Origin of the sequence: Pectobacterium versatile, assembly GCF_020166435.1 — a bacterium.
Taxonomy (GTDB): domain Bacteria; phylum Pseudomonadota; class Gammaproteobacteria; order Enterobacterales; family Enterobacteriaceae; genus Pectobacterium; species Pectobacterium versatile.
In genome coordinates, this window is sequence record NZ_JAINZP010000002.1 from 351069 (window position 1) to 371936 (window position 20868).

Genomic DNA, 20868 nt, shown 5'->3' on the forward strand with positions numbered 1-20868 from the left:
TAGAAATATTCTCCAGATTCTGTGCGTTCTTAATACACAGGCGTTTACCATCGAAACGGTAAACCATAACCCCACCAGCAATCATCAAGAATATCCGTATCCTTCCGATAATAAATATCCCAAACAGCCAAACCAATAACAGCACATTACGCAAAACTGATTGAGAATCTCAGTACAATTACAGGACTCACTCTGGCTTTTCATCGCTATAACAGGTTCATTTATCAGGAAAATCCACCTCGCATAAATACTAAAACGAATTTAAATGAAAAACCGAGGGTTTGCGAGATCATTGCCCAACGTGAATCGGTCATCAGCACTATTAGGTTTTTCCGCTTATCGGTTCGATTACACGCGCCGTTTACGTACTAACACAATATCCCGCCGATACAGCGTCAGGTTAATTGTCAGAATATTGGGATACGTAAAACGAAATCAACTCATTCCCCATAACCGTGGGGATTTTATATCAAGAGAAAGCGAAATGAAAAAATATGCAATTGCATTAATGTGCCTATTCTCAGCCTCGGCCTTTGCAGAAACCTATAAAGGCTATCCCGATATTCCAGGTACCGCAGTTGGCTTTGCCACGGAAATCGTAAGCTATACGCCAGGCCCCAATGTATCTTCGAGTTATAAAGTGCCGGAAAGAATACTTGGCGAACCTAACCGCTACAGCGCGAATGAAAATATACTTTCTCTCGGTGCAGCAGGTAGTGTTGTTGTACGTTTTACCCCATATGCAATTAAAAAGAGCGGCACTGCCGATGCAGATTTCTACGTTTATGAAGCAGGTACCTACGAATCGTGGGATGCCTACGTATCCAATGACGGCAGTGAATGGATCAAGGCCGCACCCGTGTTTCAGGCAATTAATCCTGCATCCGCTCAGACGACAACCAATCGTGGTTCTGTAATCGGATATGACGTTGACGTCATTGATTCCGAGTCTGATTCATTTACCTATCTAAAAATTATCGACACCAGTCTGTCGAAATATGCCGATTCACCGGGTGCCGATCTTGACGCAATCGTTTTGACGAGTGCAAAGGCGTTGGGAACGGAGGTATTTATTGATACCGACTCTCGTAATGGAAAAGTTTATAACCTGTATCAGAACGATATTACTGGCGCTGTAGGTGTCAAAACGATCAGCAAAGACAATACTGTCTCGTATGTTCCCTTCTCTACCGATGATTCGCTGAAGGCCATCGCGCTATCGTTACAAGGTGATTTCAATTGCGATGATGAAAAGGATATTAATGTTTTAGCAACGCGCAAGTCTGACGGGATTCAGTTAAACATCATCAAACAGCAGAATGGGACAACCATTAAGACTATCGATAACTCAGTGACTAAGTGATGCATTACAACAGGCATTCATTGAGTGCCTGTGATAATGCTAAATAACCTAACCATACTAGTGACATATAACGACCAAATATTTTCACAGCGCATTCACAGTAACTATGCAGGTGGCTCCGATATTCGTTATTTTTACTGGATGTCTAATTAGTCCCTATGAACAGGCTTAATTCGCCGCTTCAACAGACTGCCATATTTCAATTTCCCAGTTACCGTTGCTTCCACCGCACAAATAGCTTTCATAACATATCTCGCCAGCCGGTCTATACCCTTCGGCATGGATAGCTTTATAAAAATCATCCCAGGCTTTCGCAAAGTCACCATTCTCAACGATGGTATGCGTCACGGCATAAAGCCCACCGGGAATGATTTCCCTACGAATTCCCGTGCCTTCCGGCAATGTTGACGGCATCTCTTTGCACGTAATTGCCACATCTGCCCGTAATTTATCCGCTTCAACGCTGCTGGGGTCATCCCAGTAAAATGCCAGAGATTTATCGATGAAAAGATGGTGTTCCCTTGCCCACGAGAGTATCTCATCAAATCCCTGCGGTATTTTCTCGTAATAGGGGCCGACAACCCGAAGACTCAGCACTTCCATAGGTTCTGCCAGTTCAACTCTGATAGACACGTTCATGTTCTCCTGTATAGATAACGTTCGACACACGCTTAACCAGACTAACTGTAGTGTTATTAAGCGATATCAACAACAGGTTTCAAAACGAGCGACTTGCCATCGATAGTCGAATTGAACAGGGTAAATATTGACCTTTCCCCGTCACGCTTTCAGCAGGAACTCACTCAACTTTTCAACCTGAGAGAAGAAAGGTTCATGCCCAGCATCAAGGGTGTAAATGGTGCCGACATTCGCTTTTTCAGCCATTTGCTGCTGAAGTTTGGGAGAGATAGCTAGGTCTTTCGTGCAAACAATGTAAACCTTTGGCAAACTGATGAATCTTTCCGTCAATGTGACGGTTTCCATCAGAGGCTGGATGGGTTGCGGTTTAAATTGTGCAAGAAGAGTATCAACATCGCTTTCTGCGTAATCATTAAGGAACGTAGGCGCAATTTTTTCAGGAACCAGCGCCAAAACGCCTTTATCAAGGAGAGGCTGCGCAGCTGGCCCTTCAATACCCAGCTTCTGGCTTTGTTCGCCCAGAATAGCTACAGACTCGCCGTTTTGCGGGAGGATGCCGCAGACATAGATGAGTTTTTCAAACAGCTCTGGTGCAATCGACGCAGCTAGCGTGATAGCCGCGCCCCCCATACTGTGGCCAACCAGAGTCACTTTCCCCTGAGCAGACAGTAAGCTGGCAGCATCAATAATCTTACGGGCATAGGCATCGAGTGACACCGTAGCCACTGGTGTCTGATCATCACCACTTCCAGGAAGATCAATGGCTTTTACTGTATTACCTTCAGCCTTTAGCTTCGGTTGTATTTTGTTCCAGACCCATGCGCCCTGCCATGCTCCGTGTACCAGCAAAAAATTTTTAGACATTTTTACCCGCCTTAAATAGGTATAAGTGGAACTATTAAGAACCAGAGTAATGTCAAAAAACAGATACAGTTAATACTGATAAAGCCATAACAGAGGCTCTCAGTATAAAACCAACACAGAAAAATGATTTGAGCCAGATGGTGGCCTTTGTTGTAGACGGCAAATTGTTATGGAATCAGATCATAGTGAGATTAACTAAATCGAGGGCTACTCTCCGTCATTCCGAGTTAGCCCTCTAGCATCAATCAACAACGAACAGTTTAGCGCCAGTCTCGGTGTAGGAACGGTGGGCTTCCGCGTTATCTGCAACCTGATAGCTCATTCCCGGTTTGAGGACAAAAACACAACCATCATCTAATTCCGTATGAAGTTCACCTTCAAGGCACAGCAGAATATGCCCTTTAGAGCACCAGTGATCGGCCAGATAGCCTGGCGTGTACTCAACAATACGAACCCGAATATTATCAAAACGCTGTGTTCGCCAGTAGGCAATCCCCGTTTCCCCCGGATGTTCGGTGGGTTCTATTTGCGACCAGTCAGTCGTACCAAACGGAATGTTTTTCATGTCCATATTACTGCCCCCTGTTCTTTAACGTTATCGGTTAACACTCCGCTTACCGGCAAGCCATCCCGGCACATCAGCGTTTGGCGGTACGGTTCCACGGCATTTTCATCAACAGCCTTGCCATGCCACAAAAACCCGTCACACCAGCAAACAGCAGTCCTGCCCCGACAAAACCAGAGAACAGGAAGAAAGCGCTGTTTACGCTGTAACCCAGTAATACACCACCCAGAATTAGTACGCCAGCGGCGATTTGAACCTGCCGCATGAGTTCAATCGGCTGTTTACGATTCACTTCCGTCGGAAATCCTGCCTTTTTCCATGCGGCCATTCCCCCTTCCAGAAGCAATACCGTTGCGGGTGAAACCGCCTGCGCCAGCAAGTCGGCATTCTGCTCCGAACGCATGCCAGACAAACAATGAAAAATGACAACCTTCCCCTCCCTCTCATCAGCAGGAAGAACATACCCGACAGAGGAATTCAGTGGGTGCAATTTTGCCTGTGCGATGTGCTCGCGGGCATATTCTTCCGGCTGGCGAATATCAATGAGTACCGCCCCTTCATCTAACAATTTGCGAACCTGAGCGGGTGAGATAGAAACTGGTGTTGGCATGATCGTGATCCTCTTTTGAGCCGTTGAAACTCGTCATAATGCACTCGTTAAACACGGCATTCAGTCGACAAGGAAGGTGATATCGCCGATTGTTTGCGTCTCACCTTTAATTTAGAAAAATCTAATTAAGTAAAATCTAAATTAAATAATGGACACACGCAACAACTTTCCACGCAGGGAAAGCAATCCAGACTGGACATCGATTTAGCGACTGATACTCTGTAAATAGAAACGCTATTTTAAAAAACGACCATGCTGCCGCGATCGCACAAAATGGATCCGTAACGGTATGGATAAGTCACTGTATGAGTAAGTACCGTGCAAAAATAATGCTATTTACGAGCCACCTTGTGGCTCTGTTTACCGTGCCGACTGGGAAACTTGAGATACCGCCAAGATCGTTTCATGAAAAAATTAAAAGACACAGACTGGTATAAAAAGCGTTACTCCAACCGCGTTCTCTTCTGGAGAGAAATCTCACCGCTAGCCTTCCCGATCTTTATTGAAGGCCTTTGCGTCGTGTTGATGGGGGTTTTCAGCACCTTCCTGGTCAGTTGGCTGGGGAAAGAGGCCATGGCGGCCGTCGGTCTGGCCGATAGCTTCAATATGGTCATCATCGCGTTCTTTACCGCTGTCGCATTAGGGACCGCCGTTGTTGTCGCGTTCAGCCTGGGACAGCGCAATAGAAAGCAGGCGCGATCTGCCGCTCGTCAATCGATGTCATTACTGGTTCTGTCATCGTTTCTGTTGGTCGCGCTGGTTGAATTCGCCGGTTCAGCGATTATCGATCTGATCGCAGGACAGGCCGACGTTCAGGTTAAAGAGCTTGCCCTCACGTTCCTTCGCTGGACGGTGTGGGGCTATCCGGCTGTCGCCATCGCGCTGGTAGGCTGTGGTGCGTTACGGGGCGCGGGCAATACCAAGTTGCCCATGGTCATCAACATTGGGATGAACATTCTCAATATTGGCATCAGTAGCCTGCTGATTTACGGTGCATTTTCCTGGGATGGTCTTGGCTTTGTTGGTGCGGGTATTGGTATTACCATTTCGCGCTATATCGGCGCGGTATTCGTGATTCTGACGCTGATGCACGGATTTAACGGTGCGCTGCGTATTCCCTTCAAGTCTTACTTTGCGCCTTTTACCCTAACGATCCTCTATGAAGTGCTCAGTATTGGTATTCCCGCCAGTATTGAATCCGTGATGTTTAACATCGGCAAGCTCATCACCCAGCGTTTTGTGGCAGATATGGGAACCGAGGTCATTGCCGGAAACTTTATTGCTTTCTCCATCTCAACGCTGATCAACCTTCCCGGTAATTCACTCGGTGCCGCCGCCACGATTATCGTTGGCACACGTCTGGGGAAAGGCCAGATCATGCAGTCCACCCGCCAGTTGAAGCACATCTTCTGGCTGTCCAATATCGGTCTATGCGTACTTGCCGTCCTGTCGGTGCCGAGCGCCAGCTTTTTGGCATCGTTTTACACTAATGAACCGGAAGTTATTGAAGTGGCAAAACATCTCCTGTGGCTCAACGCGCTATTTATGCCCATCTGGGCGGCGTCCTGGGTGCTTCCCGCTGGTTTAAAAGGCGCGAAAGACGCCAGCTATACCATGTGGGTGGCAATGGCGGGGATGTGGGGATGTCGGGTCATCGCGGGATATATCCTCGGCGTGATGCTCGGTTTTGGCGTGATCGGCGTGTGGATGGGGATGTTCTTTGACTGGATTGTTCGCGGGTTCTTCTATTACCGTCGCCTGATGAGCGGGCGCTGGCTATGGCGCTATCGTCCACCGAAAAATTAATGATAGCGAGCGGGTTTCCGCTCGCTTATAACACAACAAACGGCTAGCGATTCGGGCTCTTCACCGGAGCAAAACGGGTCGCCATGATAATCAACACGACCACACCGACGGTCATAATCATCCAGGCCTGCTCCAGACCCGCCGTATGCTGACGTATAAAACCAGCCAGCAAAGGCATCAGGCTGGCAAGGATGTAACCACCGCCCTGTACAAAGCCCATCAGTGAACCAGTCTTATGCGATTCAGTCACCTGATCCAACGCCACGATGAGCGATAGCGGGAACAGCGCACCAATACCAACACCCAGCATGATAATGATGGGATACGTGAACGTCAGTGGAGCCACAATCAACCCAATCATCCCCACCAGCATCACGATCAGGATAGGAAGCAGCAGTTTACGTCGATCGGGAAAACGATTAATGAACGTTGACACCAACAGGCCAGAAATCACTTCTGTCAGCGTTAATCCGCCCAACATCAGGCCGCTTTGCATCGCATCTAACCCCAGTTGAATGTAATACGGCGGCAACCATGCCAGCACCAGCGTATACGCGCCCGTACCAATGCCGAAGAACACCATCAGCAGCCAGTCCATTCCGCTTCGGCGCGTTGCTACGACAGCCACCGCATCCTGTTTCGCGGTATACGCTTTAGGGATACACCGCCAGGCTACCGCAGCAACTAGCGCTACAATCCCCCAGCAGGCCAGCGCACTTTGCCAGCCCCACGCATTCGCCAGCGGAGAAACCGATGAAGCCGCAAACGCCGCTCCGGTCATAATCGCCGTGGTATAAAAACCCATGAGGAGACTGCTATGGCGACCAAAATGGAGTTTGATAAACGACGGCACCAGCGCCTGAATCAAGGCAATCCCGATTCCAGCCAGTGCGGCACTAGCCAGCAGCGCAATACCGCTATTCAGCCACCAGCGTGCGCTACACGCCAAGGCAATCACCACAATGCCCAGCGTGATCCCCCGATATTCACCGAGACGCGCCTGTAACTGACCGCCATATAACGCACACCATCCCATAGCGAACACCGGGAGCGTGGTTAACATCCCCGCCATGCTGTCATCCAGACCCGTTGCAGCCTGAATCTGATTCAGCAGTGGACCAATCCCCGCCAGAACAGGACGCAAATTCAGCCCCAACAGGATAATCGTGAAGAACAGAAAAGCCCGCGTGCGGGCCGTTGATGTCACTACCATGCATAACCTCAATAGCTTGAGCAAATCACTACGACTTGATGAACATTATCTTCACATAAAGAATCTTAACGTCAAGATAAAATCTTATGACAGACTGATACCGCATGTATTTGATCAACGCTGGCAAGAACGACGGGATATCGACCGACTGGAAAGTGACTGGATAAATGACTGGCGAAACTCGCCGTTGATTTAGCGCCATAAAAAAATCCGCCCTGAAAAGAGCGGATTCTTCCGACACAGCTAACAACCAACGCTGAGGGTAAGTAAACCCTACAGGGTTAGATTAGAAGCGGTAACCTACGCCAACAGCCCAGGCACCAACATCAACACTGCGGATACGGCTTTGTTCGTAACCAACATCCAGCGCAACGTCCTGAACTGGGTTGAACTGAACACCCGCACCGTAGGTGAAGCCGTAATCGTCGTTGCTGCTGTTGTTCAGACCGTTGGTAGCGTTATTCGTTACTTTACCGTGGCTGAAACCAACAACGCCGTACAGGCTTGCCCAGTCATTCAGACGATAAGCAGGACCAGCAGTAAAGCCCATATACTGGCCTTTATTGTAGTCGCTACCATCGCTGTTATTTTTTTCCAGGTAGGTGAATGAGCTAATAACACCCAAGGGGTTATTATCTTGCTCGTAACGATATTTCAGGTTAAAACCTTTAACTTTATTTTGTACGCCCTGAGCATCACCTTGAGCATAGCCTGCTGTTACAGTGCTTTGACCAGCGAATGCAGAACCTGCGCCAACGGCTAATACACAAGCCAGAGCGGAAAGACACGCGATTTTTTTCATATTTACAGCCCCAAATTCATTTTATGAAAGACTAACTAACGGAGTAAATATAACAAATAAATTCGGAACTTGCCGCCCTATAAATATTTACCAATTAGACTTTAGATGTAACAAACATTGTCAAAATCAACCTATCACACTAATTATATTGAGTTTTTTATTGTGACAGTTAGATTAAAAATAAATTCACCACACAGCAGTAAAACAGATAATTCCGAATTCCCCGCTCAGTTTGCATGCTAATTGTCTTGCGCAAAAACACACCAGTTAAATGATGCGTAAATAAAGGTCAATAAAAGTCAATTAACACCAGACAAGTTGTTTACAATTGGATATAATAACGACAGGAATGTTATGCTTGTTTTAAGGCCAAAAGAATGACCTTATTTTCCCGCCGTTCGACATCATTAGTCCCTGTATTGCTTATCGTTATCTCAATGCTTTCTATCCAAAGTGGAGCCGCTCTGGCAAAAAGCCTATTTCCGCTCATTGGGGCCACAGGCGTCACCGCACTTCGTCTGGGAATTGGTACGATCATTCTGTGCATCATCTTCAAGCCGTGGCATATGCGCTTTAGCAGTAACCGCCTGCCGCTGTTAGTTTATGGCATTACGCTGGGCGGGATGAATTTTCTGTTCTATCTCTCATTGCAGACGGTGCCGCTCGGCATTGCTGTCGCATTGGAGTTCACCGGCCCGCTAGCTGTTGCTATGTTAGCCTCACGCAGACCGATTGATTTTCTATGGGTTTTTCTGGCCGTTGCTGGGCTGTGGTTCTTATTACCACTGGGTCACAATATCGGCAATGTTGACTTGACGGGTGCGGCTTACGCCGTGGGTGCAGGTGCCTGCTGGGCGCTCTATATTCTATTTGGGCAAAAGGCAGGAGCAAATCATGGGCCGGGAACCGTCGCCGTCGGCTCTTGCATTGCCGCACTGATATTCTGCCCTATCGGTGCATATTATGCCGAGAGCACGCTATTTTCGCTCTCGATACTCCCGATCGGCATTGCCGTCGCCATCCTGTCCACTGCACTCCCCTATTCTCTGGAAATGGTGGCACTAACCCGCCTGCCTGCCAGAACGTTCAGCACGCTGATGAGTATGGAACCCGCTATTGCCGCCCTCTCCGGGATCCTTTTTCTCGGTGAACATTTATCGTTCATACAATGGGTGGCACTTATCTTTATTATCATCGCGTCAATCGGCGCAACGCTGACAATAAAACCTGCGGGCGCAGCCAAAGTGACGACTCAAGCAGAATGAGTGCGTATTTCCTTGGGGACGTGTTGCAGAAAAGTTTCACATTCCCGAGGAGAACGCAAAGTCATAAAACGGATATGGTGATAGCGAGGATCGGCTAAATCCGCCAAATACCGTTTCCGGTTTCTTGAATAGGTTTTCATTGTCCAGAGGATAATTGAATCCCGACTAAAGAAATTGCGGAGAAAAGACTCTCTATTACCCGTGCCGCTCCAGAGTTCCTCTTTGCGCCATGCACGAAGATAGGCACGCCGTACCGCCTGAAAAAGCGTGCGGGTAAAACAGTAGTCAACCCAAATCACGACATCAACATTGCGCCATTTGATATCTCGCGTTCGATTATAGTTGCCATCCAATACCCAGCTTTCAGGCTCCAGCGCACTTTCAAGCCGTTGAAAAAAATCGGCATCAGCCCGTTCTTGCCAGTCCTCCAGCCAAAACAATGCATCCATCTCAATGTACGGAATAGCCAGCTTTTCAGACAAGCGGCGAGCGAGCGTAGATTTGCCGCTTCCACTGGTGCCAATAATATTCACTCTCATTCGCCACAACTCCCTTTACTCGCACACACTATATTTAAGAAGAAAACGATATATTTTAAGAGGAAAACGATGCTGTCATTTTATTTAAGCAACAGCAGAGAATAATAATTATTTTCATCTAACCGATGATGATATTTATCAATATATGACATGATGTTTCAGTGGCAATTGAAATATTACGCTTACATCACCATTACCACATTATTGATATCAGATAAATCCTGACTACAAATACCCACACCATCGTTATGCTATAGCTATCCATTTGATAGGTGATTCTTTTCAATATTAATTTTTATCACTGCTATAATTAATCACATTGAACAGCAAGACTATCAATAATTAAAGAGAGGATAACTATTATGTCTACCGCCAAACTCGTGAAATCAGCACCGTCCGCACTGCTTTACACTCGCAATGATTTGGATGATAGCGTGAAGACCTCGACGATCGCGCTGTTAAACCAACTGGTTGTTGATTTCATCGACCTGTCATTGATTACCAAACAGGCACACTGGAACATGCGTGGTGCAAATTTCATCGCCGTCCATGAAATGTTGGATGGCTTCCGCACCTCGATTATTGACCATCAGGACACCATCGCCGAGCGCGTGGTGCAGATAGGTGGCGTTGCGCTGGGTACCGTGCAAATTGTGGGGAAACAAACCTCGCTGAAAAGCTACCCAACCAATATCCATAGCGTTCAGGATCATCTGAAAGCGCTGGCCGAACGTTATGCGACTGTCGCCAACAATGTACGCAAAGCAATTGGTAAAACAGAAGATGAAGCCTCTGCGGATATTCTGACTGCCGCATCACGCGATCTGGATCAGTTCCTGTGGTTCATTGAATCAAACATCGAATAATCGGCGTTATCGTCCCGCAAACGCGTCCAAGGCTGCTTAGGCAGCCTTTTTTCTGCCAGTCTCCCGACTCAAGCCGCCCTCTTTTCTGGCATAACCCGCACAAACCACGCATTTTATCCGTTAAGACGCTCAAAAAATTAGCTTTTGCCCGTATTAATTGGCCATAACGCTAATCAACGGTTGTTTCCCTTCTGTAAATCAGTTAATCATAGCAGCGCCTTGCCTGAGCGAATCGGAGGTGAAAATTTCACCGCTAGCAAGGCAATAAATAAAGCAACAGGTTAAGCACAGCGCAGGGTAACTGACTCAGGTTTCACTTTTGTACGATGTACTATGCTTAAAACGCCTGTAAAACAAAAAGCTCCCACAACTGCTAATAGGAAGGGTTTGATGAAATCACTACTTAAGGCCTCTTTGGCTGCACTGACGCTGATGATGAGCGTATCTAGCTATGCTGCTGAGAAAGAACTGATTGTCGCTACAGACACCGCTTTCGTCCCTTTTGAATTCAAACAAGGCGACAAGTACGTCGGTTTTGACATCGACCTCTGGGATGCCATAGCTAAACAGCTCAACCTGAAGTACACCCTGAAGCCAATGGACTTCGGCGGCATTATTCCTGCACTGCAAACGCGTAACATCGATCTGGCGCTTGCAGGTATTACGATTACCGAAGAGCGTAAAAAAGCAATCGATTTCTCTGATGGCTACTACAACAGCGGCCTGCTGGTGATGGTCAAAGCAGACAACAACGACATCAAAGGCGAGCAGGATTTGGCGGGTAAAGTGCTTGCGGTGAAGAGCGGCACAGGTTCCGTTGATTACGCAAAAGCCAATATCAAAACCAAAGATCTGCGCCAGTTCCCGAACATCGACAACGCCTACATGGAACTGGGCACCAGCCGTGCTGACGCCGTGCTGCACGACACGCCAAATATCCTCTACTTCATCAAAACCGCAGGCAACGGCCAGTTTAAAGCGGTAGGTGATTCTATTAAAGCCCAGCAATACGGCATCGCGTTCCCGAAAGGCAGCAACGAGCTGCGTGAAAAAGTGAATGGCGCCCTGAAAACACTGCGTGAAAACGGCACTTATGCTGAGATCTACAAGAAGTGGTTTGGCGTAGAACCTAAGTAATTGCCGATTTAATCTGGAGATATTCCATGCAGTTTGACTGGAGCGCCATTTGGCCTTCTCTGCCCCTCCTGATGGAAGGGGCAAAAATGACGTTGTTGATTTCTGTTCTGGGTCTGCTTGGCGGCCTGGTGATTGGCGTAGTCGCGGGTTTTGCCCGCGCCTACGGCGGCTGGTTTTCCAGCCGCATTTCGCTCGTTTTTATTGAAATTATTCGCGGCACCCCGATTGTTGTGCAGGTGATGTTTATCTACTTCGCCTTGCCGATGATGTTCACGTCCGTGCGGATTGACCCTTTTGCCGCCGCCGTGGTGACCATCATGATTAACTCCGGTGCCTATATCGCGGAAATTACCCGTGGTTCGGTATTATCCATTCATAACGGCTTCCGTGAAGCGGGCCTGGCGCTTGGGCTGTCTCGCAGCGCGACGTTACGTCACGTAATTGCCCCGCTCGCCCTGCGCCGCATGCTGCCACCGCTGGGTAATCAGTGGATTATCAGCATCAAAGATACGTCACTGTTTATTGTTATCGGCGTGGCCGAACTCACGCGTTCGGGCCAGGAAATCATCGCGGGCAATTTCCGTGCGCTGGAAATCTGGACTGCGGTTGCCATTATTTACCTGTGCATCACGCTGGTCCTCAGCTTTATTCTTCGTCGTCTGGAAAGAAGACTTAAGATTATATGATTGAATTTAAAAACGTATCCAAACACTTTGGCAAGACACAGGTCTTACACAATATCGATCTCACCATCGGTCAGGGTGAAGTTGTGGTCATCATCGGGCCTTCAGGTTCGGGTAAATCCACGCTACTACGCTGCATCAACAAGCTGGAAGAGATTACCAGCGGCGAGTTGATTGTTGACGGCCTTAAAGTGAACGATCCGCGCGTTGACGAGCGTTTAATCCGTCAGGAAGCCGGAATGGTATTCCAGCAGTTTTATCTGTTCCCGCATCTTACCGCGCTGGAAAACGTCGCGTTCGGCCCTATTCGGGTACGCGGCGTGAGTAAAGCCGATGCCGAGAAGCTGGCGCTGGAATTGCTGGCGAAAGTGGGCCTGTCAGAACGCGCTCACCACTACCCTTCCGAGCTTTCCGGTGGTCAACAGCAGCGTGTGGCCATCGCCCGTGCTTTAGCGGTTAAACCGAAACTGATGCTGTTTGATGAGCCGACATCGGCACTCGACCCAGAACTGCGCCATGAAGTGCTGACCGTCATGAAAGATCTGGCCGAAGAAGGCATGACGATGGTGATCGTCACCCATGAAGTGGGCTTTGCCCATAAAGTAGCTTCACGTCTGATCTTTATTGATAAAGGCCGCATTGCAGAAGATGGCGACCCGGAAACGCTGATTACGAATCCACCCAGCGACCGTCTACGTGAGTTCCTGCAACACGTCTCTTGATCAACAAGGGGGCTTTCGCCCCCTTTCTCTTACTCGCAATGTCAGCGAACGTTATGCCTGCGAACGCGGATATTCTCGTTCAATAAACGCTGCAAAATCCAGACACATCTTCTCGTCGCCCTGTTCATTATCCGCCAGCACGCGACTGCCATCGACCACGCGAATACGCGCAGACAGATCAAAATCAGCGGCAGGCTGAGGACGACCCGCCGCCTGCGCCATCGTGCTTTCCGCCTGTTGCCAGGCTTCATCGACCGTGAGATTGCAGGCATGCGCCAGATAAGCAGGATTGAAGCCCTCACCGGTCAGGCTACGCAGCGTATCGTCATGACTTACGCTATTGCCCGGATGCCAATAGTGTTGTGCCAAATCAGGGCCGATGGCCGGGTTATCCGTTAGGTAACCGTCACGTTGTAGGAAATAGCTGCGCGTCTGCTCCACCGCCATCAACGCCAGCAGGTATCCCTGATAAGAGCATGCCGACTCCATCGACAGCAAATGAGGAATCGCCAACGTTGGGCGCGGGCTACCGCTAATACCTAAAATACGCTGTTCGGTGTCGCGCGCCAGTTTCGTCATCGCCTCTGGCGTACGCGCGTCGTCATCCCACGAATAGAGCTGCCACTCAAAATACGGCACCAGCAGAATGTGTCGCTCACTAAAGGCTCGCATTGGCTGCTGCGTACTGATATCCGCACGGATCAATTCATCAGGAATCGTCTCTCCCTGCGCATTCTTTGCATAGCGTTTTAGCCAGTCAGCATCACCCAACAGGCTGTCGCAGAACATAGACTGCGTTTCCGCATAAGCCATTGAGGTTGGCGGGAATTCCTGTGAAAAACAGGGTGCGTTCTGCCGGATATTGGCAAAATGCGCGGCGTGCCCACCTTCATGGAACAGCGTATTAATGCCGCTGGCACCGCTGCCAATTTGATCCGGTTTTGCCAGACTGGTGAAATTAATCCGTGCCGGCACCCATTTTCCTTCCTGCACAAACGGCGGCACTGGGCCATGCATAAAACCGTTCTCGTACTTACCTTTGCGCACCAGTAAATCGAGCTGCATTTCTGCACCGTTAAATCCAATGCGCAGACGCTTAAAGCTATTGATCCAACGCTCCAGCGACGCAGAGAAAGGGAAGTAGGGATCGAGCTGGCGCGTCACATCGCCCGCGCTGGCATAGCGAATATTCCACGGCTGCAGAGCCTCTTCGCCCTTTTCATCCGCCAGATTTTTCAGGCTACGAGCATTCGCCTCACGCGTCTGTTCTTCAAAAGGATCGAGGATGGCAAAAAGCTGCTCCGGCGTCATCCGCTCCGTCTTGTTGACCTTATAGTCAAAATAGTTGCGGTAGCCCATCTGACGGGCGAAGCGGTTGCGCAGTGAAATCAGCTCAGGGAAGCCATTCTGTAACAGCCACTGCTCAAGATCGCGCAGCGCCTGCTGGGAACTTTGGCGATAAGCTTCGGTATCATTGGTCGTCTGATTGGTCAGCAGTTCTCCGAGCGAGGCTGAAACCCGTTTCCCCTTGGCATCCAGATGCGTCATTTCATAGGATTTACGCTTAGCGTATAACGCACTTTCGGCGGTGATGATTTCATCCATCAGCGCCTGAGCCTGCGGATCTTCAATCACATTGCAGTCAAAAAACCGATACCAGCCTTGCAAACCGTGTGACAGCGCCTGCTGTTGCTCATCACGCGGACTGTTTTCCAATGTCGCAAGATGGGTTCTGAGTTCAGCCAGACGCTGCGGCTGCGAAATAAAACGCTTATAGGCACTTTCTGCGGCGGAGAAACGCTCAGACACCTCATCGTTGCCCGTTCCCATATACAGTTGCCAAAACAGTTCTTCTTTCGCCTGATGAACCGCAAGATAGTCGCGATTCAAGGCGTTAAAATAGTCCGCTACCTGTTGCATGCTATTCCTTCTCTCTTCAAATGACAGCCGTCTGGCTGCGTGAAGTGGCGCGATAAACGCGTCCGAATCCGCTCCGGCAAACCGATCAGCCAAGGCGTTTCTTAATCGTGGCGACAGCCTGTTCCATTGTCGCCGCTTCACCGGCAGCAACCAAACAGCACGCCAGTTGCAGACGGATCGCCTGCGGTATGGCAATTTCACCCGTCAGGCACTGTACCGTCCAGCGTGCCGTGGTTGCGGCATCCTTCGCAATCGGCAATGCATCGGGTGCGACGCTGATCTCCTGCCGAAGTTGCAGCACGTTGGTATTTTGCTGATGGATAAAATGAATTTCCGGGCAGCGCTGCGGGTTGGCGTAAACCTCCCCTTCCGTGCCGTGCATCAGAAGCGCACGCCCGTTGATGTCATTAAAAAACGTCCCCACGCGGGAAACATACTCAGGGTGGGAAACGCTGGCAATGCGCAGCGCGTCGCTTTCACCAAACGGCGTCGCCACCTTAGCCAGCGTGTGGCTACTGTTACGCACCCCCATCCGCCAGCGCAGCTGTAACTGACGATCGATGGCTGAGCACAGCGTCGAGACAGGGATAAAGACCGGGCTGCCGTTATCCAACTCCTGCTGAGCCTGCCCGGCATTCTCCGCAATCGTCACGCCGAGATTACGCAAAATTTCGGCACTGGTAACACGGGTAGGATCGTCGCTGACACCGTGAACCACAACCGGAAAACCCAGTTTTGCCAACAGTAGCGCCAACAGCGGCGTCAGATTTGCCTGCTTCCGCGCCCCGTTATAGCTAGGAAGCACGATGGGTATAGGGAAGCCCGCAGGCGGGGTCAGGCGCAACACATGTTCATTCATCGCCTGATAAAAACCCAGCATCTCCGCTTCCGATTCACCTTTGATGCGAAACGCAATCAGCAACCCACCGAGCTCCAGCTCCGGCACATCACCACACAGCATTGCGCTATACAGTTCATAAGCCGTTGCCTGATCGACATCACGCGCATGATTTTTCCCGCGCCCCACTTCTTTGATAATTTTGGTGTAATCCATGTTGGCCTCTCATTTGCGGCGACACAGTAAAGAACTTATCAATGAAAATAACATGTTTACCGAGTTTCTGGTCACTCTGGCGCAGAGGAAATTGCTATTGCGCGGCTTGGTCGGTGGCGGGAACACGGTCTCTACTCCGTGCGGGGAAGTATTTAGTGAGTGCGTTCAGGTAATCAATGATGCAGTTGAGTTAAATTTTTCAACTGTAAGCTTGGCAACTGAATAAGGAAAAATGAGCTGAAAGTTTGGAAAACTTACCACTTACAGCTCAGTCGAGTTGATATTAATTCAGAGGAACTTGTTTTTCTGATTTACCATCCTTAGTATAATTTAACTAACAGGTTCTTCTGGCCATTCAACGTCGGGCGCTTTTGATGTATCAAGACGCATAATCAGCACCCGATATTTTTTCCATGCATTTAATGTGTTTTTTTCTTCTTCACTTACAATTCCTAAATCCACGGCATCTTGCAGGGGGGCAATCACTGCACCTGCGTTCCTTAGTAAACTTTCCTTTTTAATTTCAGCATTAACAACCTCATCATTTCGTGTTGTTTTTATTTTCTTCACAACATCATCTATAAATATAAAATTATTATTAATAGAAAAATCCCTAGGTAATTCATTGATTTCGACCACTGTAAAACCAGCTGGATATAATTGTGAAACATCTTCAGATATGGAATGGATAACACCATTATCTGAATCAATACACAGCTTGTATTTTTTCTTAAAAAAATTTAGTGATTCATAGAAATCATTCCCGCCTTCATCAATAAAATACTGTACAGACTCACCGTATGGCATTTCATTAGGGAAATATCTTTTGACTCTTTTTAATTCCATATTTCTATCCTCAGCCTGTAATCGTGCGCCATGCGCCATTGATATAAACTTGTAAAGGTCGATAGGTAAATTCAAGACCATAAGCCGTTCCTGGATGATGTAGAACACGCGTTACAACGCATCCTGTAGGAGCCTCATCCGGCCCATATTCACTAGTCCTCGGTGGGTTTACCGCTGCACCGCGCTGTACACTTTGCACATATCGGGAATCAGCTTCTATTTTTGTATAAGAACCTAAAATATTAGCAGTCAACGTAATATCTTTTGACCCATCAAACTCAACACCGTTAATTTTTCGCGGTGTCGCCAGCTTGGTAGCCGACACCGCGGTTCCTGCGACGGGTAATGCCCCAATATCAGCAGCGGTCGGTTTATCTTGATCGGTATAAATACGCGCCCATGGCCTTTCAAAACCGTGATTATCGCGAGCACTTCGGTATTTCAACCCACCATTCGCATAGTTGAAGTGAAACTGGGCGGCTGATGTTGAACCGGTATTTAACCCTATATGCCAAATAAGAGAGGCATCCCCTCCATTATCTTTTAAATAAGCACCTGTGGGGCTATTCCATGCAAGATCATCATTTTTATAAACGACACCTGATGAGCCCTTTCGGACATAATGATTATCGGCATCTGCTTTTGTTATAGCTCCAACATCTGCTGCGGTAGGCTTATTTGCCGTATCGTAATCCAACACCCAGGCAGACCATGCTCCTGAATATTGGGTTCGTTTGTAACAGCGGGAGTTGTTGTAAATACGGTAAACCTGAGTAATGCCAGCATGTTTCAGCACTTCCAGCGAACCGGCCTGCGCTTCTGGATAATTTTTGCCCGATGCTGCCTGCGCATTTACCGCCTGATGGTATAGCCCCGGTGTGGTATAGGTATTCAAATCAACAGCATTGCCGATAGATAACGATGCCGAGAAAATACCCTGAGAATTCACATCGATATCTGCCGTGCCGTCAAATGCCACACCAGCAATCTTTCTCGCGACGGCCAATTTTGTCGCGGCTGCCGCCGTTCCCGCCACTGGCAACGCACCAATATTTGCTGGCGTCAGGGCAATATTCGCCGTGCCATCAAACGGTACGCCGTTGATGGTGCGAGGCGTTGCAAGTTTTGCCGCCGCCTGAGCAACTGCCTTCTCTGGTAACGCACCTACATCAGCTGCGGTAGGTTTGTTTTTCGTATTGTAATCACGTCGCCAGCCAGGAGAATAATCAACCCCGTTATAGATATAAGTGAATTGTGCATTCGCTGAGTCACTAAGCCCAGTTGGCGTTGTTGAAGGCGTAGTTATCCTGATTGTCGTGGCATCGTGTTGTCCCATAACCTCAACCACGGAGCCAGCCAGTGGTATCTGACCACACTCTGTATCAGAAATGATTTTATTGTGGGTGTACGACCACGAACCACGACAAGCCCAATAGGCATGGACAAAAGCGCCCTGACTTTCTAACCAGCCAATAAACTCAGCCGTTGTCCATAAACCGGCACTTCCTCCAATAGGGATCGAGGAACTGTATGCACGCGATGAACCAAGATTGCGGTTAAACAGTTCTCTATCCAGAATATCCGCCCCGTTTTGGTCTTTCGCCAATTTCGTTGCACTAACGGATTTAACAAACGCCGTAGTAGCAACCTGCTGACTATTACTGTCGGTCGCAGGCGTTGGCGCTTTCGGCGCGCCTGTGAAGGTCGGGTTCTCCTTCGGCGCATATTGCGTATGCGGATCGGCGGCGGCGGCGTGTGTCGCCAGATCGCTGCCCGTTTTTTCCTGCTCTTTTTTCAAATAGCGGGTACGACTGGCCAATTCTTTAGCCTGTCGGTTTGAAACGCCGTCCGGTCCACCCACGACCGGATCCGACGTTTCGATTTGGTAAATGCCGTCAACCCATTGTGGGTTCTCTGACAAATTCGCCATGTTTAAGCGCTCCCATGATTGTAGTTACTGTCATATATTGCCGTCCGGTTGTAGCGGATAGGCACTTCCCAATATTCGATACTGGCCAAGTGGCACCGTGCCGGGGCAAACATCCCAATGGCATTGCGCAGCATCCTGGCCTGATCGTTGGTAATCGGTTGTTTTAGCAACACGCGATAGACCGCCCACGCTGCTTTATCGCCGTGCACATAAAGGTTGTTGTAAGTGGTTTCACCGTCGTAACTCAGCCGACCGATGTTCTCGATCAACGTGCTCTCGCCGAAGCCGAAACGACGGATGATCTCTTTAATGCTCCACGGCGTACCTTTACTGCGATGCAGATCGATAGCGGCCTTGATCAGCGCACGTTTAGAGTCATCCGATTCCGCCAGTTCCCAGCCGCCACCAAATAACGAGAACTGTTCTGCCAGCCAGGGCAACACGCTGCCGTCAGTGATATCGATCAGATAAACCAGCAAAGCATTCAGATCGATGTCATCGAAGCGGTCGGCCAATTCCGCCAGCGAACGAAAGCTGGCGTCAGCCGCCAACGGCGGTGGCAGCAGTTGTAGTGAATCAGCCATTAGACACCCCGACGACGCTGACATTGATGCCCGTACAGTTCGCCCATTCACTGTCATCAAGCACCATCAATGACGGCGAAACGAGCTCCACCTGATACACGCCGGGAATGGAAAGCGTGGCGATAATCTGGCTTGGGACAATGTCACGCCCCAGCGTGGCGGTGCGGGTTTCCACCCAGGCTTGTACCGCTTTTTCTGCGGTGGCCTGAACGACGCCAGCCTGTTCGCCGTTAAATAGCGTCAATTTGGCGCTGATGGCGTAATCAACCCGCGCGGGGGATTTGGCGGAAACAAAATCCGTCAGTGGACGCACCTGTTCGTCGGAGCAAAAACTTTCCACCAGCGAGAGCATGCTGCTGTCCGGCAAGCCAGTGCTGAGCAACGGATACAGCACCACCTCACCCGGTTCAGGTGACATCACCGCGACATCAACAATGTTTTGGTGTGCTCGCATTGCATGGAAGCGATACGCCAGTCTCGATCCCGCCGTACTGAACGATTCCGGTGCCAGTTGAATCCGTTCACGCAGGCGATCGTCATCTTCCTCGGCGGAACCGCCGCTGCTTTTGGTGATATTGATGACGCTTAAATCGCTGTCGCCAATCTCATCCAGCAGCGTACTGATCTGAGCAGGCAGCCAGTCATTGCCCACATCGCCACTTTCGGTACAGGTCGCCAGCACGGTGACACCGCTGCCGCTCGCTCTCAGCAGCGCATCGCTGTCGGTGGTGAAAATCACGCTGTCTGATGCACTAACGCGAGTGCCCGCAGGAATCAGCAGATCGCTGACTAACGGCGTTTCAGGGGTAAAGCGAAGTTCTGCACGCGCCGGCTGCGCCGCCAAACGGTAGACGCCAACCAGTTCTGCCAGATAATCCAGCATCGGTGCACGAGCAAACGCAACCAGGTTCTGCTTGGCGGCTTCCTGGACCGCACTACGCAATAAAGTTTCCCGGTAGGCAAAGAGGTTAATCAGCAGGCGTTCAGCCTGCGCCGGATAGAGCGTTTTCCCCGAATCAGCTTCATATTTCGCGATCATTTCGGCTGTAATCTTCGCCGCATCGCGTTCAATAAAATTGGGTTCTGTCAGCGCCATAACAACTCCGTGGTCTGTGTCGCGCCGTTAGCGGTTTTCCAGCTAACGTGCAGCGTCAGGTGAGCCCCATTCACAGAAGGTTTAACCGCCAGTAGCTGGCAGCGAGGTTCCCATTGTTTGATCGCTTCTACCGATTCCCGAACGACATGCGGGATCGCACGATCGATCGGATAATCGAGATACAGATGTAGATTGCTACCAAAGTCAGGCCGATGTGGGTCGCTGCCGCAGGGTGTCCGCAGGATGATGTGAATCGCCTGCATGATATCTGCCGTTCCTTCGACGATGTCGCCGGGACGTTGCAGCGCCGGTTGCCAAAAAACAGATTGAGTTTTCATAGGGGGCTATTGTCGCCCCCGGTGAG

At 49.5% G+C, this 20868-nt stretch carries 21 protein-coding genes; 7 read left to right on the plus strand and 14 right to left on the minus strand.

Going from position 1 to position 20868, the window contains the following annotated elements; translation table 11 throughout:
- The first annotated feature begins 484 nt into the window (after positions 1–484).
- Positions 485–1363, plus strand: a complete 879-nt coding sequence (locus tag K7X24_RS04400; protein ID WP_224553206.1) for a cell envelope biogenesis protein OmpA — start codon at positions 485–487, stop codon at positions 1361–1363.
- Positions 1364–1531: 168 nt separating this feature from the next.
- Here the strand turns inward: K7X24_RS04400 and K7X24_RS04405 are convergent, their stop codons facing one another.
- From K7X24_RS04405 to K7X24_RS04420, 4 genes are all read right to left on the minus strand, one after another.
- A complete protein-coding gene (locus K7X24_RS04405; RefSeq protein ID WP_224553207.1) occupies positions 1532–2002 on the minus strand; it encodes a GyrI-like domain-containing protein in 471 nt (156 codons plus the stop codon).
- Between the two features lie 141 nt (positions 2003–2143).
- Positions 2144–2866, minus strand: coding sequence for an alpha/beta fold hydrolase (locus K7X24_RS04410; protein WP_224553209.1), 723 nt, complete (start codon positions 2864–2866; stop codon positions 2144–2146).
- A gap of 241 nt (positions 2867–3107) precedes the next feature.
- Positions 3108–3437, minus strand: a complete 330-nt coding sequence (locus tag K7X24_RS04415) for a DHCW motif cupin fold protein (RefSeq protein WP_224553211.1) — start codon at positions 3435–3437, stop codon at positions 3108–3110.
- Between the two features lie 67 nt (positions 3438–3504).
- The gene (locus K7X24_RS04420; protein ID WP_224553213.1) at positions 3505–4041 is read right to left on the minus strand and encodes a rhodanese family protein; all 537 of its coding nucleotides are present in this window, start codon (positions 4039–4041) and stop codon (positions 3505–3507) included.
- A gap of 405 nt (positions 4042–4446) precedes the next feature.
- On the opposite strand from K7X24_RS04420, the gene K7X24_RS04425 reads away from it, so the two are divergent.
- Positions 4447–5847 (plus strand): EmmdR/YeeO family multidrug/toxin efflux MATE transporter, encoded by a 1401-nt coding sequence (locus K7X24_RS04425; protein WP_224553215.1) that lies wholly within the window; start codon positions 4447–4449, stop codon positions 5845–5847.
- Between the two features lie 43 nt (positions 5848–5890).
- Here the strand turns inward: K7X24_RS04425 and K7X24_RS04430 are convergent, their stop codons facing one another.
- Both K7X24_RS04430 and ompX read right to left on the minus strand, forming a co-directional pair.
- The gene (locus K7X24_RS04430; protein ID WP_224553217.1) at positions 5891–7060 is read right to left on the minus strand and encodes an MFS transporter; all 1170 of its coding nucleotides are present in this window, start codon (positions 7058–7060) and stop codon (positions 5891–5893) included.
- Positions 7061–7346: 286 nt separating this feature from the next.
- Positions 7347–7862: an outer membrane protein OmpX gene (gene ompX / locus K7X24_RS04435; RefSeq protein WP_224553219.1), complete on the minus strand. Its 516-nt coding sequence runs from the start codon at positions 7860–7862 to the stop codon at positions 7347–7349.
- 377 nt (positions 7863–8239) lie between these two features.
- Between ompX and rhtA the strand changes: the two genes are divergently transcribed.
- Complete coding sequence (rhtA, locus tag K7X24_RS04440) at positions 8240–9127, plus strand: threonine/homoserine exporter RhtA (protein WP_224553221.1); 888 nt, start codon at positions 8240–8242, stop codon at positions 9125–9127.
- On the opposite strand, the gene K7X24_RS04445 is transcribed toward rhtA, so the two are convergent.
- Complete coding sequence (locus K7X24_RS04445; protein WP_224553223.1) at positions 9115–9666, minus strand: shikimate kinase; 552 nt, start codon at positions 9664–9666, stop codon at positions 9115–9117. The two genes, rhtA and K7X24_RS04445, sit on opposite strands and share 13 nt — an antisense overlap.
- A 362-nt stretch (positions 9667–10028) precedes the next feature.
- Between K7X24_RS04445 and dps the strand changes: the two genes are divergently transcribed.
- The 4 genes from dps (at position 10029) to glnQ (ending at position 13074) form a co-directional block, all read left to right on the plus strand.
- The gene (gene dps / locus K7X24_RS04450; RefSeq protein WP_224553225.1) at positions 10029–10532 is read left to right on the plus strand and encodes a DNA starvation/stationary phase protection protein Dps; all 504 of its coding nucleotides are present in this window, start codon (positions 10029–10031) and stop codon (positions 10530–10532) included.
- Between the two features lie 390 nt (positions 10533–10922).
- Positions 10923–11669, plus strand: a complete 747-nt coding sequence (gene glnH / locus K7X24_RS04455) for a glutamine ABC transporter substrate-binding protein GlnH (RefSeq protein WP_103941309.1) — start codon at positions 10923–10925, stop codon at positions 11667–11669.
- Between the two features lie 26 nt (positions 11670–11695).
- The gene (glnP, locus tag K7X24_RS04460; protein WP_103941307.1) at positions 11696–12355 is read left to right on the plus strand and encodes a glutamine ABC transporter permease GlnP; all 660 of its coding nucleotides are present in this window, start codon (positions 11696–11698) and stop codon (positions 12353–12355) included.
- Positions 12352–13074, plus strand: a complete 723-nt coding sequence (gene glnQ / locus K7X24_RS04465) for a glutamine ABC transporter ATP-binding protein GlnQ (protein WP_224553227.1) — start codon at positions 12352–12354, stop codon at positions 13072–13074. Before glnP ends, glnQ begins: the two co-directional genes overlap by 4 nt.
- A gap of 51 nt (positions 13075–13125) precedes the next feature.
- Here the strand turns inward: glnQ and K7X24_RS04470 are convergent, their stop codons facing one another.
- The 7 genes from K7X24_RS04470 to K7X24_RS04500 all read right to left on the minus strand — a co-directional run bounded on the left by K7X24_RS04470 (position 13126) and on the right by K7X24_RS04500 (position 20842).
- The gene (locus tag K7X24_RS04470) at positions 13126–14994 is read right to left on the minus strand and encodes a M3 family metallopeptidase (RefSeq protein ID WP_224553230.1); all 1869 of its coding nucleotides are present in this window, start codon (positions 14992–14994) and stop codon (positions 13126–13128) included.
- Positions 14995–15079: 85 nt separating this feature from the next.
- Positions 15080–16048, minus strand: coding sequence for a DNA-binding protein YbiB (gene ybiB / locus K7X24_RS04475; RefSeq protein ID WP_224553232.1), 969 nt, complete (start codon positions 16046–16048; stop codon positions 15080–15082).
- A 330-nt stretch (positions 16049–16378) separates the two neighbouring features.
- On the minus strand, positions 16379–16894 hold the full coding sequence (locus tag K7X24_RS04480) for a tail fiber assembly protein (RefSeq protein ID WP_103157192.1): 516 nt from the start codon (positions 16892–16894) through the stop codon (positions 16379–16381).
- 10 nt (positions 16895–16904) lie between these two features.
- The gene (locus K7X24_RS04485) at positions 16905–18824 is read right to left on the minus strand and encodes a pyocin knob domain-containing protein (protein ID WP_224553234.1); all 1920 of its coding nucleotides are present in this window, start codon (positions 18822–18824) and stop codon (positions 16905–16907) included.
- A gap of 2 nt (positions 18825–18826) precedes the next feature.
- A complete protein-coding gene (locus K7X24_RS04490) occupies positions 18827–19408 on the minus strand; it encodes a phage tail protein I (RefSeq protein ID WP_224553236.1) in 582 nt (193 codons plus the stop codon).
- Entirely contained in the window at positions 19401–20504 is a 1104-nt protein-coding gene (locus K7X24_RS04495) for a baseplate J/gp47 family protein (protein WP_224553239.1), read from the minus strand. The genes K7X24_RS04490 and K7X24_RS04495 overlap by 8 nt, the downstream gene beginning before the upstream one ends.
- The gene (locus K7X24_RS04500) at positions 20495–20842 is read right to left on the minus strand and encodes a GPW/gp25 family protein (protein ID WP_224553241.1); all 348 of its coding nucleotides are present in this window, start codon (positions 20840–20842) and stop codon (positions 20495–20497) included. Before K7X24_RS04500 ends, K7X24_RS04495 begins: the two co-directional genes overlap by 10 nt.
- Between the last annotated feature and the right edge of the window lie 26 nt (positions 20843–20868).

What these genes read in the sequence shown, in the direction of transcription:
- K7X24_RS04400 (WP_224553206.1), top strand. Translation starts at nt 485, where the DNA reads ATGAAAAAATATGCAATTGCATTAATGTGCCTATTCTCAGCCTCGGCC.
- K7X24_RS04405 (WP_224553207.1), bottom strand. Translation starts at nt 2,002, where the DNA reads ATGAACGTGTCTATCAGAGTTGAACTGGCAGAACCTATGGAAGTGCTG.
- K7X24_RS04410 (WP_224553209.1), bottom strand. Translation starts at nt 2,866, where the DNA reads ATGTCTAAAAATTTTTTGCTGGTACACGGAGCATGGCAGGGCGCATGG.
- K7X24_RS04415 (WP_224553211.1), bottom strand. Translation starts at nt 3,437, where the DNA reads ATGGACATGAAAAACATTCCGTTTGGTACGACTGACTGGTCGCAAATA.
- K7X24_RS04420 (WP_224553213.1), bottom strand. Translation starts at nt 4,041, where the DNA reads ATGCCAACACCAGTTTCTATCTCACCCGCTCAGGTTCGCAAATTGTTA.
- K7X24_RS04425 (WP_224553215.1), top strand. Translation starts at nt 4,447, where the DNA reads ATGAAAAAATTAAAAGACACAGACTGGTATAAAAAGCGTTACTCCAAC.
- K7X24_RS04430 (WP_224553217.1), bottom strand. Translation starts at nt 7,060, where the DNA reads ATGGTAGTGACATCAACGGCCCGCACGCGGGCTTTTCTGTTCTTCACG.
- ompX (WP_224553219.1), bottom strand. Translation starts at nt 7,862, where the DNA reads ATGAAAAAAATCGCGTGTCTTTCCGCTCTGGCTTGTGTATTAGCCGTT.
- rhtA (WP_224553221.1), top strand. Translation starts at nt 8,240, where the DNA reads ATGACCTTATTTTCCCGCCGTTCGACATCATTAGTCCCTGTATTGCTT.
- K7X24_RS04445 (WP_224553223.1), bottom strand. Translation starts at nt 9,666, where the DNA reads ATGAGAGTGAATATTATTGGCACCAGTGGAAGCGGCAAATCTACGCTC.
- dps (WP_224553225.1), top strand. Translation starts at nt 10,029, where the DNA reads ATGTCTACCGCCAAACTCGTGAAATCAGCACCGTCCGCACTGCTTTAC.
- glnH (WP_103941309.1), top strand. Translation starts at nt 10,923, where the DNA reads ATGAAATCACTACTTAAGGCCTCTTTGGCTGCACTGACGCTGATGATG.
- glnP (WP_103941307.1), top strand. Translation starts at nt 11,696, where the DNA reads ATGCAGTTTGACTGGAGCGCCATTTGGCCTTCTCTGCCCCTCCTGATG.
- glnQ (WP_224553227.1), top strand. Translation starts at nt 12,352, where the DNA reads ATGATTGAATTTAAAAACGTATCCAAACACTTTGGCAAGACACAGGTC.
- K7X24_RS04470 (WP_224553230.1), bottom strand. Translation starts at nt 14,994, where the DNA reads ATGCAACAGGTAGCGGACTATTTTAACGCCTTGAATCGCGACTATCTT.
- ybiB (WP_224553232.1), bottom strand. Translation starts at nt 16,048, where the DNA reads ATGGATTACACCAAAATTATCAAAGAAGTGGGGCGCGGGAAAAATCAT.
- K7X24_RS04480 (WP_103157192.1), bottom strand. Translation starts at nt 16,894, where the DNA reads ATGGAATTAAAAAGAGTCAAAAGATATTTCCCTAATGAAATGCCATAC.
- K7X24_RS04485 (WP_224553234.1), bottom strand. Translation starts at nt 18,824, where the DNA reads ATGGCGAATTTGTCAGAGAACCCACAATGGGTTGACGGCATTTACCAA.
- K7X24_RS04490 (WP_224553236.1), bottom strand. Translation starts at nt 19,408, where the DNA reads ATGGCTGATTCACTACAACTGCTGCCACCGCCGTTGGCGGCTGACGCC.
- K7X24_RS04495 (WP_224553239.1), bottom strand. Translation starts at nt 20,504, where the DNA reads ATGGCGCTGACAGAACCCAATTTTATTGAACGCGATGCGGCGAAGATT.
- K7X24_RS04500 (WP_224553241.1), bottom strand. Translation starts at nt 20,842, where the DNA reads ATGAAAACTCAATCTGTTTTTTGGCAACCGGCGCTGCAACGTCCCGGC.